Below are 13,572 nucleotides of genomic sequence, written 5' to 3'. Positions count from 1 at the left end.
AAGCGCGCCTCGGTCTGGCGGTCGAAGGCGTTGAAGATGTCGGCCATCATCTCGTGGCTGTCGCGCTTGGAGGTGCGCGCCAGGTTGGACATGAACTCGGTCCGCAGCGTTTGTTCGATCTTGTCGAGGATCTCGCGCTGGACCGGCTCCATGCGCAGCATCCGGGTCACGCACTCCAGCGCGAAGTCTTCCGGCAGCGCGGCCAGCACACGGGCGGCGTGCTCGGATTTCACCTTGGACAGCACCACCGCGACCGTCTGGGGGTATTCGTTCTTCAGATAATTGGCGAGGACCGCTTCGTTCACGTTGCCGAGCTTGTCCCACATGGTCCGACCCGCGGGACCGCGGATCTCCTCCATGAGGGTGTCGACCTTGTCCTGCGGCAGGAAGGCCTGGAGCAGGCGCTGGGTCTGCTCGAACGACCCCATGATCGCCCCGGCGCCGGACATGCCGGAGATGAAGTCCACCAGCAGTTGCTCGACCACGGCCGACGAGACGGTGCCGAGCCCCGCCATGGCCTGAGAGATCTCCTTGATCTCCTCGTCGTCGAGTTGTTCCCAAATGGTGCTGTGGTCCTCGCCCAACGCGAGAAGGACAATGGCGGCCCGCTCGGGGCCGCTTAGCTTAGCGGGGTCGGTAATGGCCTTCATACGCGGGTTCATGTTGTCTCATGCAGCCAGGCGCGCAGGAGGGAGACCGACTCCTCCGGGTGGTTTTCGACGAACTCGGCGACACGCTTCACCGACGAGGCCTTCACCTGGCCCTCGATGCGGGCGATATCGATCCGCTGCTCCAACTCGTTGGAGGGGTTGGGCAGGGCGAGCGATTGGCCGGTGGCCGGGTCGACCTCGGTGGTGACCAGGCGCGTCACGCCCGCGCCGCCGGCGGAGGCCAGGGCCGGCAAGCCGCGGCCAGCCGGAGGCTTCAGCAGCGGGCGGACGATGAACAGGATCATCAGGATCGCGACGATGGCGATGATGGCCAGTTCGACAGCGCGCATGATGTCGTTCTTGTCGAAGCCCATCAGCGGATTGGCGGTCTCGACGCCGCCGCCCGCCTCGGCGACCGGGAAGCGGACATTGACCACGGTCACCTGGTCGCCGCGATCGGCGTTGTAGCCGACGGCCGTGCGGACCAGTTGTTCGATGCGCTGCATCTCCTGGGCCGAGCGCGGCGTGTAGGCGCCTGGCTTGCCATCGACGCCCGGCGCGGTGATCCCGTCGATGGCGACGGCGACCGACAGGCGCTTCATGTCGCCCGGTTCCTGGATCTCGGTCCGGGTGGTCTTGGAGATTTCGTAGTTGGTGGTCGACTCGGTCCGGCCGCTGGCCGACTGGTTCAGGGTCTCGCCATTGGCGCCGATGCCGCCCGGGATGTTGGCGCTAGCCGTCACCGCGCCGTTGGCGTCGGGCTGGTTCTCGCGGCTGTTCTCTTCGTTGACCGATTCCGAGCGCACCACCTGGCCGTCCGGATCGAAGGTTTCCTGCTGGACGGTGATGCGGGCGAGGTTCAGGTCGGCGGTGACGTTCACGCGGGACTTGCCGGCGCCGACCACGCCCTCGACCAAGTTCTTGACGGTCTTGGCGATGCGTTGCTCGACCTCGCTGCGCCGACCGTCGGCGGCCTGGCCGCCAAAGCCGTCCTCGCCGGTCGACAGCGTCTTGGCGTGCTGGTCGATCACGGTGACGCGGCCGGGCTTGAGATTGGGTACGGCGCTGGAGACCAGGTTCTGGATCGCCTGGACCTGCTCTGGCGAGGGAGGGCGTCCGCCGACCGTGATCGTCACCGAAGCCGAAGGCTGCTCGGCCTGTTCCTCGAAGAGCTGGCGCTTGGGCAGCACCAGATGAACGCGGGCCGAGGTGAGGCCGTCCAGGCCGCGAATTGTGCGGGCCAGTTCGCCTTCCAGGGCGCGCTGGCGGTTCAGTTGCTGCACGAAGTCGGTCTGGCCGAGGGCGTTGGCCTCGTCGAAGATCTCGTATCCGACGGACCCCGAGGTCGGCAGGCCCTTGCTGGACAGCAGCAACCGGGTGGAGGCGACCTTGTCGCGGCCGACCATGATGGTCGATCCGTCGCCCTTGACCTCGTACTTGACCCCGGCCTGGTCGAGGGCGGCGGTGATCGAGCCGGCTTCCTTGATGTCGAGGTTCGAATAGAGGAGCGCCTTCGGCTCGCCCAAATTCATGGTCAGGGCGACCAACGCCGCGGCTACGCCGGCCCCAATCCCGAGGAATGCCGCCAGCCGTCCGATACCGAACTTTTGCAGGGCGGCGACGAAGCTATTCAACGCGGACGTCCTTCCCGGGGATGTGCGGAAGAGACGCCTACTCGCCCGCCGCTAGGCAGGATTTACCCAGTGCTTGGTAAACGACGTGTTTAAGTTTTGCCGCCTTAGCGCCTCAATTCGCGAGGGAATTTCTAGGCTCGATCAGAGAAGCTTAGCCATTCCAGGGGGTTAGGGTTCCCCAGAGCCCCAGGATGAGTGAAAACGCCGCATAGACCAAAACCGTAAAAGTAAACGACGCCTTGCGCAGGCCGCTCCACGAATCAACTCGGCGCCCGCCACGCCAGATCGCCGGCAGCATGATCAGGCTGAGCAGGGTCAGGAACGCGGCCACCAGGACGCACGCCGAGGCGATGATCAGCGAGCCGCTCGGCCAGCCGAACATGACGCTCGCCAGATCACTCGTCCCCGAAGCCCAAAGCCCAAAGAGCGCGAGCGCGGCCAGCCAAAGCACGGCCTGGCTGGTCTGGATCAGACTGGCCTGTCGCTGGACCGGGGTTTCGCGGAACTCACGCCGATTGCGCAGGAAGAGGCCAGCGATGGTCACGATCGCCGCCGCGCCGCTCAGAAGCGCAAACAGGAGCAGGGTGATCGGGCGCTTCCAGAACCCGGACCGCTCGAAGGTCTGTTCGCCGAGCGGGGTCTGGAAGGCGTAGGCGCGGCCGCCGGACATCGAGAAGGCGAGGTGGTCCGCGCCGGTGGTCGAGATGAAGCGGCCTTCCGACAGATCGCCCTGGGGGACAAAGGTGCGCACCTTGCCGCCTGAAGCGACCGCAAGACGGCCCTCCGGCGTCACCGCCACATCGACCCCGCCGATCAGCAGGCCGACCATGCCCTCCAGCCCGCGATAGGCGCGGCGCGTTCCGACATAGTAGCCGCTGAAGTCGCCGGCGCGATCCCGGAGCGCCGTTGAACCGGCGCGGGGAAAGGGTTGCGGCGGCACGTAGAACTGCTGAACCACCTGCGCGGCGAGCCCGTTGGCGAGTTCGCCCCCGGTCTCGGTGTTGGTGCTGACGAAGACGCCAAGATTGAGGTCCGGCGCGACGACCATGTTGGACAGGAACGAGAGCGTGCCGCCGGCATGCCCAAAGCCCTTATGGTCGCCCGGCAGATTGTACTCGATGAAGCCGTGCCGCCAGCCGTTGATCCCAGCCGGGGTCTTGCGGATCGGGGTGTTGAAGGCCTGGGCCGCGCGAGCGCCGTAGATGATCGCGCCGTCGAGGGTTCCGCCATTCAGCAGGAGCTGCATGTAGCGGGCCATGTCGGCGGCGGTGGAGGAGGCCGAGCCGGCCGGCGCCACCTGGCTGATGAACTCGAAGGGCCGCTCGGCGAAGCCGGTCGGGGTCCAGCGGTAGCCGTCGGAGATGTTGGCGGCCAGGCGCGGGGGGATCGGGGCGGGCAGACCCGCCTTGACCGGATGAGGTTCGCGGAAGCTGGTGTTGGTCATGCCGAGAGGCTGGAAGATGCTCTCATCGATCAGCCGTTCGAACGGCTTGCCCGATACGTAGGACACCGCCTGGCCGGCCAGGGCCGCGCCGTAGTTGGAATAGGCCGAGGCTTCGCCCGGCGCGCGGACGCGGCGGGGCCGTTCCTGGCGCAGGTACTCGGCCATCGGCCGCACGCGCTCGAAGTTTTTCTCGAACAGATGACCGAGCGCGCGATCCTCGAACCCGGGCGAATGGTCCATTAGGTTGATCACCCGCACCGGCGTGCGGAAGCCCTGGTCTCGGACCTGGATGCGTTCGGGCAGGTAGAGGTTGATCGGGGCGTCCTGGCGGATGCGCCCCGCCTCGATCTCCTTCATCAGCGCGATCCAGGTGAAGGTCTTGGAGATCGAGCCGATGCGGAACAGCGTCTTGTCCGGATCGACCTTGCGGGCCGGCGACAGGCTGGCGAAGCCGTAGCCCTTCTTCAGCACCACTTGGCCGTTCTGCACGACCGAGACCGTCACGCCGGCGATGTGCTCGCGCGCCATGGCCTCGCGCACCACGCCGTCCACGAAGGCTTCAAGTTCGGCCGGCGGCAGGGCTTCACCGGGCGCCAAGCGCGCGCCGCTTGGAGTGACGGGCAGGGCGGGGATCGGGGCTGAGCTTGTCGTCGCGGGGGCCGCAGCCGTCGTTGGCGCGGCGGCGACGAGCGCCTTCGGGCGGGGCGCGGGCGAGCGCGGCAGACTGGTGTAGGGAACGGGTCCGCCCGCATTGGCGCCGGCGGCGGGCGGGGGCGGCGCCTGGGGCGCGGGAGGGCTCTCCTGAGCTACGCTGGATGTGGCCGAGACAGCCAGGATCGCGGCGAAGACCGCCTTGAAGATCAAATGCATGGACGAATACCCGCTGGCCCCATTGTCCAGTGAGTCCCTTTGTAGGGCGCCTCACGCGCAGCACGCTAGAGCGGTTCGACTTCGGCGGTGAACGGGGCTCAATCGCCCGGCGGCGGGCCTGTGGGGAAGGCATAGAGCGGCAGCATGGGGCGCAGTTCGCCGCCGATCCAAATCTGCGGTTCAGAGGGCGGCTTCATGCCCTCGGCGGTTTCGCGCTGGGCCACGCACGTCTTCACCGCCGAGGCCAGGGCGACGAAGTCGCGCGCTGTCTTGCTCGACTTCAGGACGCAGTCGTCGAAGAATGGATAGGTGTTGTCCTCTCCGCAGCCGAACGAGGTGCGGTCGCGCCGGGCGGCGGTCAGGATCATCCGGTTTCGGCTGGCCAGCGGCCTTACGAACGTGCCCGAGAAGCAGGCCGACATGACCACCACGGTCGGACGAGCGCCGCAGGTGGCGTCCAGGATGCTGTTTAGCAGGTCGGGCGTCAGGATCTTGTCGTCGACCAGCACGCCTTCGGGTAAGCCGTGCGAGGTGAAGTAGACTAGGCAGCCGGACTTGGCCCTGTCCGACAGGTCATACAGGGTCTCATAGATGATGCGCGGGTCGGCCTTCAGCGGCCGATCCTTGTAGCGCCCCGGCCTGACCGAGAACTGGCGCATGTTAGCCGGCGAGAAGCCGATCCGCTGAAGCTCCCTGAAGACGTCGCGGCGGGCGTTGTCGAAGACTTCGGTGCGACCGCCGTTGCTTCCGTGGAAATCTCCGGCGACGACGACCGCGGCCCAGTCGCCAAAGGTGCGGTTCTCGGCTGGCGGGGCGGCGAACGCCGGGCCGGCCCAGCTCAGGGCTAGGGCGAAGAGTGCGCTGGCGAGGCCCGCGCGCCCGGGCATGCTAGCTTTTGTAACGCTGGAAGGGGGTGGGCACCGCCGTCCCCGTCGCCTTGGCCAGCAGTCGCCCGTCGGCGTCGTAGAGCTCGCCCTCGGTGAAGGCGATGGTCCGGCCCCACTTGGCCACCCGGCCGATCCCCTTCAGCTTGCCCGGCGCGCCGGGGCGGAAGAAGGTGGTCTTCATCTCGGCGGTCGGAGCGACATGGGTCATGCCCGAGGCGACCATGCAGGCTACCGACATCGCCTCGTCCAGCATGGCGCAGAGATAGCCGCCCTGGATCTGCTTCATCGGATTGAGCAGCAGCTCGGCCTTGGCGTCGAACTCGACCTCGACCGACTTGTCCGCCTGGCTGACCGCGACGATGCGGAAGCCGAGCGTTTGGGAGCCGGTGGGCTGGTTCTTGGAGCGCTGGAAACGGGCCAGGATGGCTTCGTCGGTCAGGACTTCCGGTTCGGGGGCGGCGACGTCGGTCATTCGCGCGGGCTCACTTCTTCCGGAAGGTGTCGAGCGAGACGACGTTCGGGGCGTCCGGATCGGTCTCGGCCGGCGGCTCAGCCGGCTCTTCCTGCGCGACCGGCAGGGTCGCGGTGTTGGAAGTGGGCGTCTCGAACTGCAGCAGGAACTGGACGCTGGGGTCGTAGAACCGGGTCACTGCGGCATAGGGCACCGACACCCGCTTGGGCTGGCCGCCGAACTTCAGGGTGATCGAGAAGAAGGTCTCGCCCGGCGCGAGGTCCCAGTACTGGTGCTGCAGGACGATGGTCATTTCGTCCGGGTACTTGCCCAGCAGGTCGTTCGGACCGGACACGCCCGGCGCCTCGGTCTTGAACGTGATGTAGAAGTGGTGGGCGCCGGGCAGGCCTTCCGGCGCGGCGGCGCGTTTCAGCGCGGCCTTCACCACGCCGCGCAGGGCCTCTTGGGCCATGGCTTCGTACTGCATCTGGTCTTGGGCCGGCGGGTCCTGGGCCATCGAAACTCCGGGGGAACAATTCTGGCGCGGAGGGTAGCGTTTCGGCGTCCGCGCGCAAGGCGGCTCGCGCGCCAGATGAGGGCAAATCGCTGAGAATTGTAAGGAAAGTGGAGGGGTTCTGTTGGAAGGCCCCCTCCGGGCCCCGCCTAACGCTGCTAAGACGTTAGGAGTTTATGTCGAAATCTGTCGGGTCGCTTACGCGGCCAAACGGACTTCTTCAGCGAAGTTATCGTTCGCATTTAGATTAAGGCCCGAAACGGTGGGCCAAGCCGAGAGAAAGCAACACCTTTAGACGTCTGTCGATGCTGATCGGCCCCATGCTTACCGGCGATAACGACCGGGGAAGATTGGTGGAGCCGCCGGGAATCGCACCCGGGTCCAGTCCGCTTATTATGTGCGCGTTTATCCCTATAGTCGGGCCGAAACCCGACATGACTAGTATAGGGTGGCGGCGATGGTTTTTGAAGGGCTTCTGGAATTTGACGCCAGATCCTTCCGCCGCGCCCCGCCGCTAGCGCACCACCAGCACGGGCAAGGGGCTGCGCGTCACCACCTCGGAGGTCTGGCTGCCGAGCAGCAGGCGCCCCAGGCCGCGGCGGCCATGCGAAGCCATGACGATCAGATCGCAACCGCGGGCCTTGGCGGTCTCGATGATCGCTTCAGCGGGTTGGGCATTGCGGATGTGGACGGTCTCGACGGCGATGCCGTGTTGCTCGGCGGCCTGCTTTGCGGCCGCGAAGACGCGGTTCGCGAACTCGTCCTGAACCTTGTCGTAGTCCGCCATCTCGATCGGAACCCAACCTGCGCCGACCCCGGCGCCCGCGCTGGCATAGACCGGGAAGGACTCGGTGACGGTGATGATGGACACCTGAGCGCCGATCGCCTTCGCCAGGGCGAGGCCATGATCGAGGCCCTTCTGGGCGACTTCCGAGCCATCGGTCGAGATGAGGATGTGCTTGTACATTTTGACTCCCTAGGTGCGCTTATGCGTCGCGCTGATAATCAAATGGGGCGGTCTACCGCTTCAGCTTAGCAGTCGATCCGTGGTTCGTGCGAGTGCGCTATCTCCGATCTCAACCATGAGTTAGCCTCGAATCAAATTGGAGGCACTCTCATGCAGAAGTTCGTCGCTGAATTTGTCGGTACGCTTACGCTCGTGCTCTTTGGTTGCGGCGCGGCCGTATTGGGCGCGGAACATGTCGGCCAGCTGGGGATCGCCCTGGCGTTCGGCTTCGCCATTGTCGCCATGGCCTACGGGATCGGCTCGATTTCCGGATGCCACATCAATCCCGCGGTCAGCCTGGGGGTCTTCATCGCCGGGCGGATGAGCGCTCGTGAAATGCTCGTCTATTGGGTCGCACAGTTCAGCGGCGCCCTGGTCGGCGCCGGCATCCTGGCCTCCATCGCCGGCGTGGCGAGCGGCCTTGGTCACAACGGGTGGGGACCTGGCTATCTGGGCGAGTTCTCGATGCAGGCCGCGTTGATCTTCGAGATCGTGATGACCGCGATCTTCCTGATCGTCATCCTCGGCTCCACCTCGGCGGAGGCCCCAGTGGGGTTCGCGGGCCTGGCCATCGGCATCACCTTGGCCGTCATCCACATCGTCGGCATCCAGGTCACTGGGGTCTCGGTGAACCCGGCGCGTAGCTTCGGGCCGGCGGTGCTGGTCGGCGGCCAGGCGCTCTCGCAGCTCTGGCTGTTCTTCGTCGCTCCGGCCATTGGGGCGGTGATCGCCGGCGCCATCTATCGCTTCCGCGTCCTGCGCTAGGGCGTCGAAGCTTTGTCAGGCTCCTCGACCGCCGGCGGCTGGAACGTCGGCGGTTGTGGTCGCGAATGGGGGGCGGGCTTCAGTTGTCCGCCCTCGGCGATCAGTTGCCGATAGGCCGAGCGGGCGGCCGTGAAGCTGGCCCCGGTCGGATAGATCACATCGAAGCGGGGCTCATGGCCCAGCGCCGCGCCGAACGCGGCCTCCAGCACGTCAGCGGCCTGGCCGACCTCGGCGCTGTCGCAGGCGCGCCGAACCGAGCGCGACTTCCCCGGCGCCACCAGCGTCAAGTCGTAGGACGTGCCGTCGATGCACAGCGCGTCGGCCGAGTCCGCCGCCTCGGCGACCCTGACCTCGCGCGGCGCCTCCCATAGGGGGTCTGCGCGCAGCGCCAGGAACTTCGCGGCGGAACCGGCCGGCAGTTCGGCGTCAAACCCCACCCGACGTGCGATGCCGGGTTCGCAACATCCGAGCCCGGCCCTGGCCTGAACGAACGTCTTGCCGTCGCGCCGCACGATCACCCGGATCAGGCTCTGGCGCGCCGAGGTCGAGGGACGGATCGCGACTTCGAGGATCATCTCGCCCCCGCGTAGGATCTGGTTCTGGAGGGGGGGCAACGCCCAAAGGCGGTAAAGCAGCGGATCGTAGCCGTTGTCGATCGCAATGACCGGTTCGTTGCGCCCTAGCCGGCGTCCGGCCAGTGGATCGGCGGCTTCAGCCGGGACCGGCCATTTCTCGTCCCACCAGCTCTTTGGATCAGGCGGGGGCCATGGCCAGGCGTCGGCGGAGGCGGCCGGAGGGGCAGGCGTTGGAGTCTGCGCCCAGGCCGGAACTGCGAGGCTGAGCAGGCTTAAGATGGTCGCAGGCACGCGGACCAATCTGCGCCCTCCCTACATGGCGTCGACGCCCCTTGTGATGGAAAGCACGCCGGTCCGCGAGAGTTCCACCAGGCCCAGCGGGCGCATCAGTTCGACGAACTTGTCGATCTTAGTCGAGGCGCCGGTCATTTCGAAAACGAAGCTCTCGATGGTGGTGTCCACCACCTTGGCCCGGAAGATGTCGGCGATGCGCAGGGCCTCGACGCGGTCGGCGCCGGTTCCCTTGACCTTCACTAGCGCCAGTTCGCGCTCCAGGCCGTTGGGATCGCGGGTGATGTCCTGCACGTGGCGGGTGGCGACCATCTTCTCGAGCTGGGCTTCGATCTGCTCCAGCACGTGGGGCGCGCCGCGGGTGACGATGGTGACGCGGCTGGTGTGGGCCCGGCGATCGGTCTCGGCGACGGTCAGGCTTTCAATGTTGTAGCCGCGGGCGGCGAACAGCCCGACCAGCCGGTGCAGCACGCCTGGTTCGTTGTCGACCAGGATCGCGAAGGTGGCGAGATTCTCGACCTCTTCGGTGTGGCTAAGATCATAGACGGAGGCGGGCTGGGCGTCGGACATGCGGGCTCTCTAAACGTCGGTCGCCGAGGACGTCTCACATGCGCGCGCGACGGGCAAGCCGCGACTGGTCGAGCCGGGACGCGCGCACTTGCGCAGAACGTCGTTTGGTGACCGGAATCGGCGGGCCGGGTCGCTCGGTCCGGTCCCAACCCCGGAGCTGACAGTCATGAGCACACAAGACATCGCCAACGACCTCGTCGCCCTCTGCAAGGCGGGCAAGTTCAACGAGGCTGGCGAGAAATACTGGGCCGACGACGTGCTGAGCGTCGAGGCCATGCCCGGCGACATGGCGCAGATGCGCGGCAAGGAGGCCGTGCGTGGCAAGGGCGAATGGTGGGCCGACGCCCACGAGATCCATGCCTCGGAAGTGGAGGGGCCCTATGTGAACGGCGACCAGTTCGTTGTGCGCTTCAAGATGGACCTGACCCAGAAAGCGTCCGGCGAGCGGATCAAGATGGACGAGGTCGGGGTCTACACCGTCAAGAACGGCAAGATCGCCGAGGAACGGTTCTTCTACAGCGAGTAGAGCGCGGTCGTTGGCCGGCGCACGAGGCGCCGGCCAAGGGCGTCAGACCAGCCGCTTGCCGGCGTCGTCGATGATCGTGCCGAGGTCGCGGGTGTCCTCGGCCATGATCATTTCGTTGTGGGCCTTGCCGGACGGGATCATCGGGAAGCAGTTCTCTTCCTTGGTGATCCGGCAGTCGAACAGCACGGGTTTGCGCACGTCGATCATCTCGCGGATCTTGTCGTCCAGTTCGTCGGGGGTTTCGGCGCGCAGGCCGACGCCGCCGAACGCCTCGGCCATCTTCACGAAGTCCGGCAGGCTGGACGAATAGGAGTGGCTGTAGCGCTCGCCGTGCAGCAGCTGTTGCCACTGGCGGACCATGCCCATCCATTCGTTGTTCAAGATGAAGATCTTGATCGGGAGGTCGTACTGAATGGCCGTCGACATCTCCTGCATCGTCATCTGCACGGAGGCGTCGCCGGCGATGTCGATGACCAGGGCGTCAGGGTGGGCCATCTGCACGCCGACCGCGGCCGGCAGGCCATAGCCCATGGTGCCAAGGCCCCCGGAGGTCATCCAGTGGTTGGGCTGCTCGAAGTGATAGTACTGCGCGGCCCACATCTGGTGCTGGCCGACTTCGGTGGTGATGAAGGTCTCGCGGTCCTTGGTCAGTTCGTACAGTCGCTCGATGGCGTACTGCGGCTTGATCAGCTTGGTGTCGGGCCGATAGCGGAAGGACTGGCGCGCGCGCCAAGCTTCGATCTGCCGCCACCAATCGTCCATGGCCGCCTTGTCGGTGGCCAGGTTCCGCTGCTTCCAGACCGCGATCATGTCCTCCAGCACGCTGCCGGCGTCGCCGACGATGCCGATATCGGCGCGGACGTTCTTGCTGATCGACGAGGCGTCGATGTCGATGTGGATCTTCTTCGAGCCGGGCGCGAAGGCGTCGAGACGGCCGGTCACCCGGTCGTCGAACCGTGCGCCGACAGCGATCATCACGTCGCAGTCGTGCATGGCGTTGTTGGCTTCGAAGCTGCCGTGCATACCCAGCATGCCGAGCCATGCGGGATCGGAGGCCGGGAAGGCGCCCAGACCCATCAAGGTCGAGGTGACGGGCGCGCCGGTCAGCTTGGCGAAGTCGCGCAGCAGCTGGGAGGCCTTGGGGCCCGCATTGATGACGCCGCCGCCGGTATAGAGGATCGGCTTGCGCGCCCCGGCGATCAGGGCGGCGGCCTCGGCCACCTTGTTCACGTCGCCCTTGGTGCGCGGGCTGTACTCGTGATTGTGCTTCACCGCCTTGGGGCCCTGATAGGCGCCGCGGGAGAACTGCACGTCCTTGGGGATGTCGATGACCACCGGGCCCGGACGGCCTGAGGTCGCGATGTGGAAAGCCTCGTGCATGATGCGCGGCAGCTCTTCGACCGACTTCACCAGGTAGTTCTGCTTGGTGATCGACCGCGTGATGCCGACCGTGTCGCACTCCTGGAAGGCGTCGGTGCCGATCAGGTGGGTGGCGACCTGGCCGGTGATGACCACCATCGGAATGGAATCCATCAGGGCGTCGACGATGCCGGTGACTGCATTGGTGGCCCCGGGGCCGGAGGTGACCAGGACCACGCCGCACTTGCCGGTGGAGCGCGCATAGCCCTCGGCGGCGTGGGTCGCCCCCTGCTCGTGGCGCACCAGCACGTGCTGCAGGCGCGTCTCCTCGAACAGGGCGTCGTAGATCGGCAGCACCGCGCCGCCCGGATAGCCGAACAGCACCTCGACGCCCTGGTCGATCATGGCGCGGACGACGATCTCAGCGCCGGTCAGGGTTTCAATATCGGCTTCGATGGTGGTCTGGTGGGCGGTCATTTCGGGGAGCCTGGTGTGGGGCAATAAAAAAGGCCCTCTGGGGGCCCGGTGCAAGCGACCTTGTTCAGACTGACGTGATCGTCAGTCCGCGACAGGTCGCCATACAAGTACAAGAATCTCGCGCACGAGCATTCTCCAGAAACGAAGGTCCCTGCTGATGCCATGCCCCCGTCAGGGCGTCAAGCCGGGGTTCAGCGCAAGAAACTGCCTCCACTGGTCGTCGGGGTCGCTCGCCGTGACGCGCGGCCAGTCGCTCATCTGCCCCCGCTGCCAGGTGGACTGACGCTTGGCGTAGCGGCGGGTCTCCTGCTGGGCGGCGGCCAACGCGCGGGCCGGGGTCAGTTCACCGCGCAGCTGAGCCGACAGTTCCCGCACCCCCACCGCCTTCATGATCGGCAGGGCGGGGTCCAGGTTCCGGGCCATCAACTCGGCCACCTCTTCCAAGGCGCCGGCGGCGATCATCGCCTCCAGCCGAGCGTCGCATCGGTCGTAGAGCGCCTTGCGGTCCGGCTCCAAAGCGACGGCTGAATAGCTTCCGGCGGGGAGGGCAGGGTCGGTCCTCCCCTGCCAGTCGGTCAGCGAGACGCCACTGGCGGCGAACACCTCCCAGGCCCGCACCAGCCTCTGCCGGTCGCCGGGGCTGATCCGCGACGCGGCGGCGGGATCGGCCTCGGCCAGCCGACGGCGGAAGGCGACCTCGCCCATCGTCTCGTAATCGATGGCGGCCTGGTCGCGCACCTCCGGCGGTGTCGGCGGGATCTCCGCCAAGCCGTGGGTGAGGGCGCGGAAATAGGGCCCGGTGCCACCGACCACGACCACTGCCTGTCCGCGCCCGGTGATCTCGGCGATCTCCTGGCTCGCCGCCCGTGACCAGGTTCCCACTGACCAGCCGTCGGCGCCGTCGACGGATCCCACCAGGTGATGCGGGACCCAGGCCTCCTCCTCGTGGGAGGGGCGGGCGGTCACCACGCGCAGGTCGCGATAGATCTGCAGGGCGTCGGCGCCGACGATCTCCGCCCCGATCTTCTGGGCCAGGCGCAGCGCCAGGGCCGACTTGCCGCTTGCCGTGGGCCCGGCGATCAGCCAGATGCGGGGCTCCATGCAGCTCGCCCTTACCCTCGTCAGTCCCACGCCAGATGCGGCCCAGGCCGCCATCGGCCCGATCACCACAGCGCTCGCAGGCGCCCGCGCCCGCGTCAAGGAGCCCCGCGTCCTGGGCCCCGGCGCCATCGACCTCTCGCTCGAGGCGGACGCCATCGCGCCGGTCCGCATCGCGGTGGCGAACGCGCTGGAGGGCCTGCCCATCGACGCCTGCGTCCAGCCCTGGAACGGCCGCCGCAAGCGCCTGCTGATCGCCGACATGGATTCCACCATCATCGGCTGCGAATGCATCGACGAACTGGCCGATTTCGCCGGCGTGAAGGACAAGGTCTCGGAGATCACCGAGCGGGCCATGCGCGGCGAGCTCGACTTCGAATCGGCCCTGCGCGAGCGGGTGGCCATGCTGAAGGGGCTCTCCGTCGACGTCCTGCAGCGCTGCTACGACGAGCGGG

The 13,572-nt window shown here is 66.9% G+C and carries 13 protein-coding genes, 1 other RNA gene and 1 pseudogene; 3 read left to right on the top strand and 12 right to left on the bottom strand.

Translation table 11 applies throughout. The annotated features are described in order from the left end of the window. From Q7T84_RS04090 to Q7T84_RS04055, 8 genes are all read right to left on the bottom strand, one after another. Window positions 1–650 (bottom strand): flagellar motor switch protein FliG (locus Q7T84_RS04090; RefSeq protein ID WP_304806428.1); only part of this gene is annotated, 650 nt, incomplete at its 3' end. Window positions 651–658: 8 nt separating this feature from the next. Then, complete coding sequence (gene fliF, locus Q7T84_RS04085) at window positions 659–2,284, bottom strand: flagellar basal-body MS-ring/collar protein FliF (RefSeq protein ID WP_304806426.1); 1,626 nt, start codon at window positions 2,282–2,284, stop codon at window positions 659–661. Between the two features lie 151 nt (window positions 2,285–2,435). Next, the gene (locus Q7T84_RS04080) at window positions 2,436–4,598 is read right to left on the bottom strand and encodes a serine hydrolase (protein WP_304806425.1); all 2,163 of its coding nucleotides are present in this window, start codon (window positions 4,596–4,598) and stop codon (window positions 2,436–2,438) included. Window positions 4,599–4,696: 98 nt separating this feature from the next. Then, a complete protein-coding gene (locus tag Q7T84_RS04075) occupies window positions 4,697–5,485 on the bottom strand; it encodes a C13 family peptidase (protein ID WP_304806424.1) in 789 nt (262 codons plus the stop codon). 1 nt (window position 5,486) lies between these two features. Then, a complete protein-coding gene (locus tag Q7T84_RS04070) occupies window positions 5,487–5,957 on the bottom strand; it encodes a PaaI family thioesterase (protein ID WP_304806423.1) in 471 nt (156 codons plus the stop codon). Window positions 5,958–5,967: 10 nt separating this feature from the next. After that, entirely contained in the window at window positions 5,968–6,453 is a 486-nt protein-coding gene (locus Q7T84_RS04065; protein ID WP_304806422.1) for an SspB family protein, read from the bottom strand. Window positions 6,454–6,559: 106 nt separating this feature from the next. Continuing rightward, window positions 6,560–6,923, bottom strand: a transfer-messenger RNA (tmRNA) gene (gene ssrA / locus Q7T84_RS04060). 41 nt (window positions 6,924–6,964) lie between these two features. Beyond that, window positions 6,965–7,417, bottom strand: a complete 453-nt coding sequence (locus tag Q7T84_RS04055; protein WP_304806421.1) for a universal stress protein — start codon at window positions 7,415–7,417, stop codon at window positions 6,965–6,967. A gap of 150 nt (window positions 7,418–7,567) precedes the next feature. On the opposite strand from Q7T84_RS04055, the gene Q7T84_RS04050 reads away from it, so the two are divergent. Then, window positions 7,568–8,221 (top strand): aquaporin, encoded by a 654-nt coding sequence (locus tag Q7T84_RS04050; protein ID WP_304806420.1) that lies wholly within the window; start codon window positions 7,568–7,570, stop codon window positions 8,219–8,221. Here the strand turns inward: Q7T84_RS04050 and Q7T84_RS04045 are convergent. Next, the gene (locus Q7T84_RS04045; RefSeq protein ID WP_304806427.1) at window positions 8,218–9,087 is read right to left on the bottom strand and encodes a hypothetical protein; all 870 of its coding nucleotides are present in this window, start codon (window positions 9,085–9,087) and stop codon (window positions 8,218–8,220) included. The genes Q7T84_RS04050 and Q7T84_RS04045 overlap by 4 nt on opposite strands. A 21-nt stretch (window positions 9,088–9,108) precedes the next feature. Next, window positions 9,109–9,657 (bottom strand): acetolactate synthase small subunit, encoded by a 549-nt coding sequence (gene ilvN, locus Q7T84_RS04040; RefSeq protein WP_304806419.1) that lies wholly within the window; start codon window positions 9,655–9,657, stop codon window positions 9,109–9,111. A 166-nt stretch (window positions 9,658–9,823) separates the two neighbouring features. Between ilvN and Q7T84_RS04035 the strand changes: the two genes are divergently transcribed. After that, the gene (locus Q7T84_RS04035) at window positions 9,824–10,183 is read left to right on the top strand and encodes a nuclear transport factor 2 family protein (protein WP_304806418.1); all 360 of its coding nucleotides are present in this window, start codon (window positions 9,824–9,826) and stop codon (window positions 10,181–10,183) included. 42 nt (window positions 10,184–10,225) lie between these two features. Here Q7T84_RS04035 and Q7T84_RS04030 read toward each other — a convergent pair whose 3' ends face one another. Both Q7T84_RS04030 and miaA read right to left on the bottom strand, forming a co-directional pair. Beyond that, complete coding sequence (locus tag Q7T84_RS04030) at window positions 10,226–12,019, bottom strand: acetolactate synthase 3 large subunit (protein WP_304806417.1); 1,794 nt, start codon at window positions 12,017–12,019, stop codon at window positions 10,226–10,228. A 171-nt stretch (window positions 12,020–12,190) separates the two neighbouring features. Next, window positions 12,191–13,174: a tRNA (adenosine(37)-N6)-dimethylallyltransferase MiaA gene (miaA, locus tag Q7T84_RS04025; protein WP_304806416.1), complete on the bottom strand. Its 984-nt coding sequence runs from the start codon at window positions 13,172–13,174 to the stop codon at window positions 12,191–12,193. Here miaA and Q7T84_RS04020 point away from each other — a divergent pair. Continuing rightward, window positions 13,119–13,572, top strand: a pseudogene (locus Q7T84_RS04020) (phosphoserine phosphatase SerB); the annotation flags it as partial. The gene miaA and the pseudogene Q7T84_RS04020 sit on opposite strands and share 56 nt — an antisense overlap.

This window comes from Phenylobacterium sp., from assembly GCF_030654915.1.
Lineage (GTDB): Bacteria > Pseudomonadota > Alphaproteobacteria > Caulobacterales > Caulobacteraceae > Phenylobacterium.
The sequence above is the reverse complement of the archived record's forward strand: the minus strand, read 5'-3'. Positions and strand labels throughout refer to the sequence as shown.

What these genes read in the sequence shown, in the direction of transcription:
- Q7T84_RS04080 (WP_304806425.1), bottom strand. Translation starts at nt 4,598, where the DNA reads ATGCATTTGATCTTCAAGGCGGTCTTCGCCGCGATCCTGGCTGTCTCG.
- Q7T84_RS04075 (WP_304806424.1), bottom strand. Translation starts at nt 5,485, where the DNA reads ATGCCCGGGCGCGCGGGCCTCGCCAGCGCACTCTTCGCCCTAGCCCTG.
- Q7T84_RS04070 (WP_304806423.1), bottom strand. Translation starts at nt 5,957, where the DNA reads ATGACCGACGTCGCCGCCCCCGAACCGGAAGTCCTGACCGACGAAGCC.
- Q7T84_RS04065 (WP_304806422.1), bottom strand. Translation starts at nt 6,453, where the DNA reads ATGGCCCAGGACCCGCCGGCCCAAGACCAGATGCAGTACGAAGCCATG.
- Q7T84_RS04055 (WP_304806421.1), bottom strand. Translation starts at nt 7,417, where the DNA reads ATGTACAAGCACATCCTCATCTCGACCGATGGCTCGGAAGTCGCCCAG.
- Q7T84_RS04050 (WP_304806420.1), top strand. Translation starts at nt 7,568, where the DNA reads ATGCAGAAGTTCGTCGCTGAATTTGTCGGTACGCTTACGCTCGTGCTC.
- ilvN (WP_304806419.1), bottom strand. Translation starts at nt 9,657, where the DNA reads ATGTCCGACGCCCAGCCCGCCTCCGTCTATGATCTTAGCCACACCGAA.
- Q7T84_RS04035 (WP_304806418.1), top strand. Translation starts at nt 9,824, where the DNA reads ATGAGCACACAAGACATCGCCAACGACCTCGTCGCCCTCTGCAAGGCG.
- Q7T84_RS04030 (WP_304806417.1), bottom strand. Translation starts at nt 12,019, where the DNA reads ATGACCGCCCACCAGACCACCATCGAAGCCGATATTGAAACCCTGACC.
- miaA (WP_304806416.1), bottom strand. Translation starts at nt 13,174, where the DNA reads ATGGCGGCCTGGGCCGCATCTGGCGTGGGACTGACGAGGGTAAGGGCG.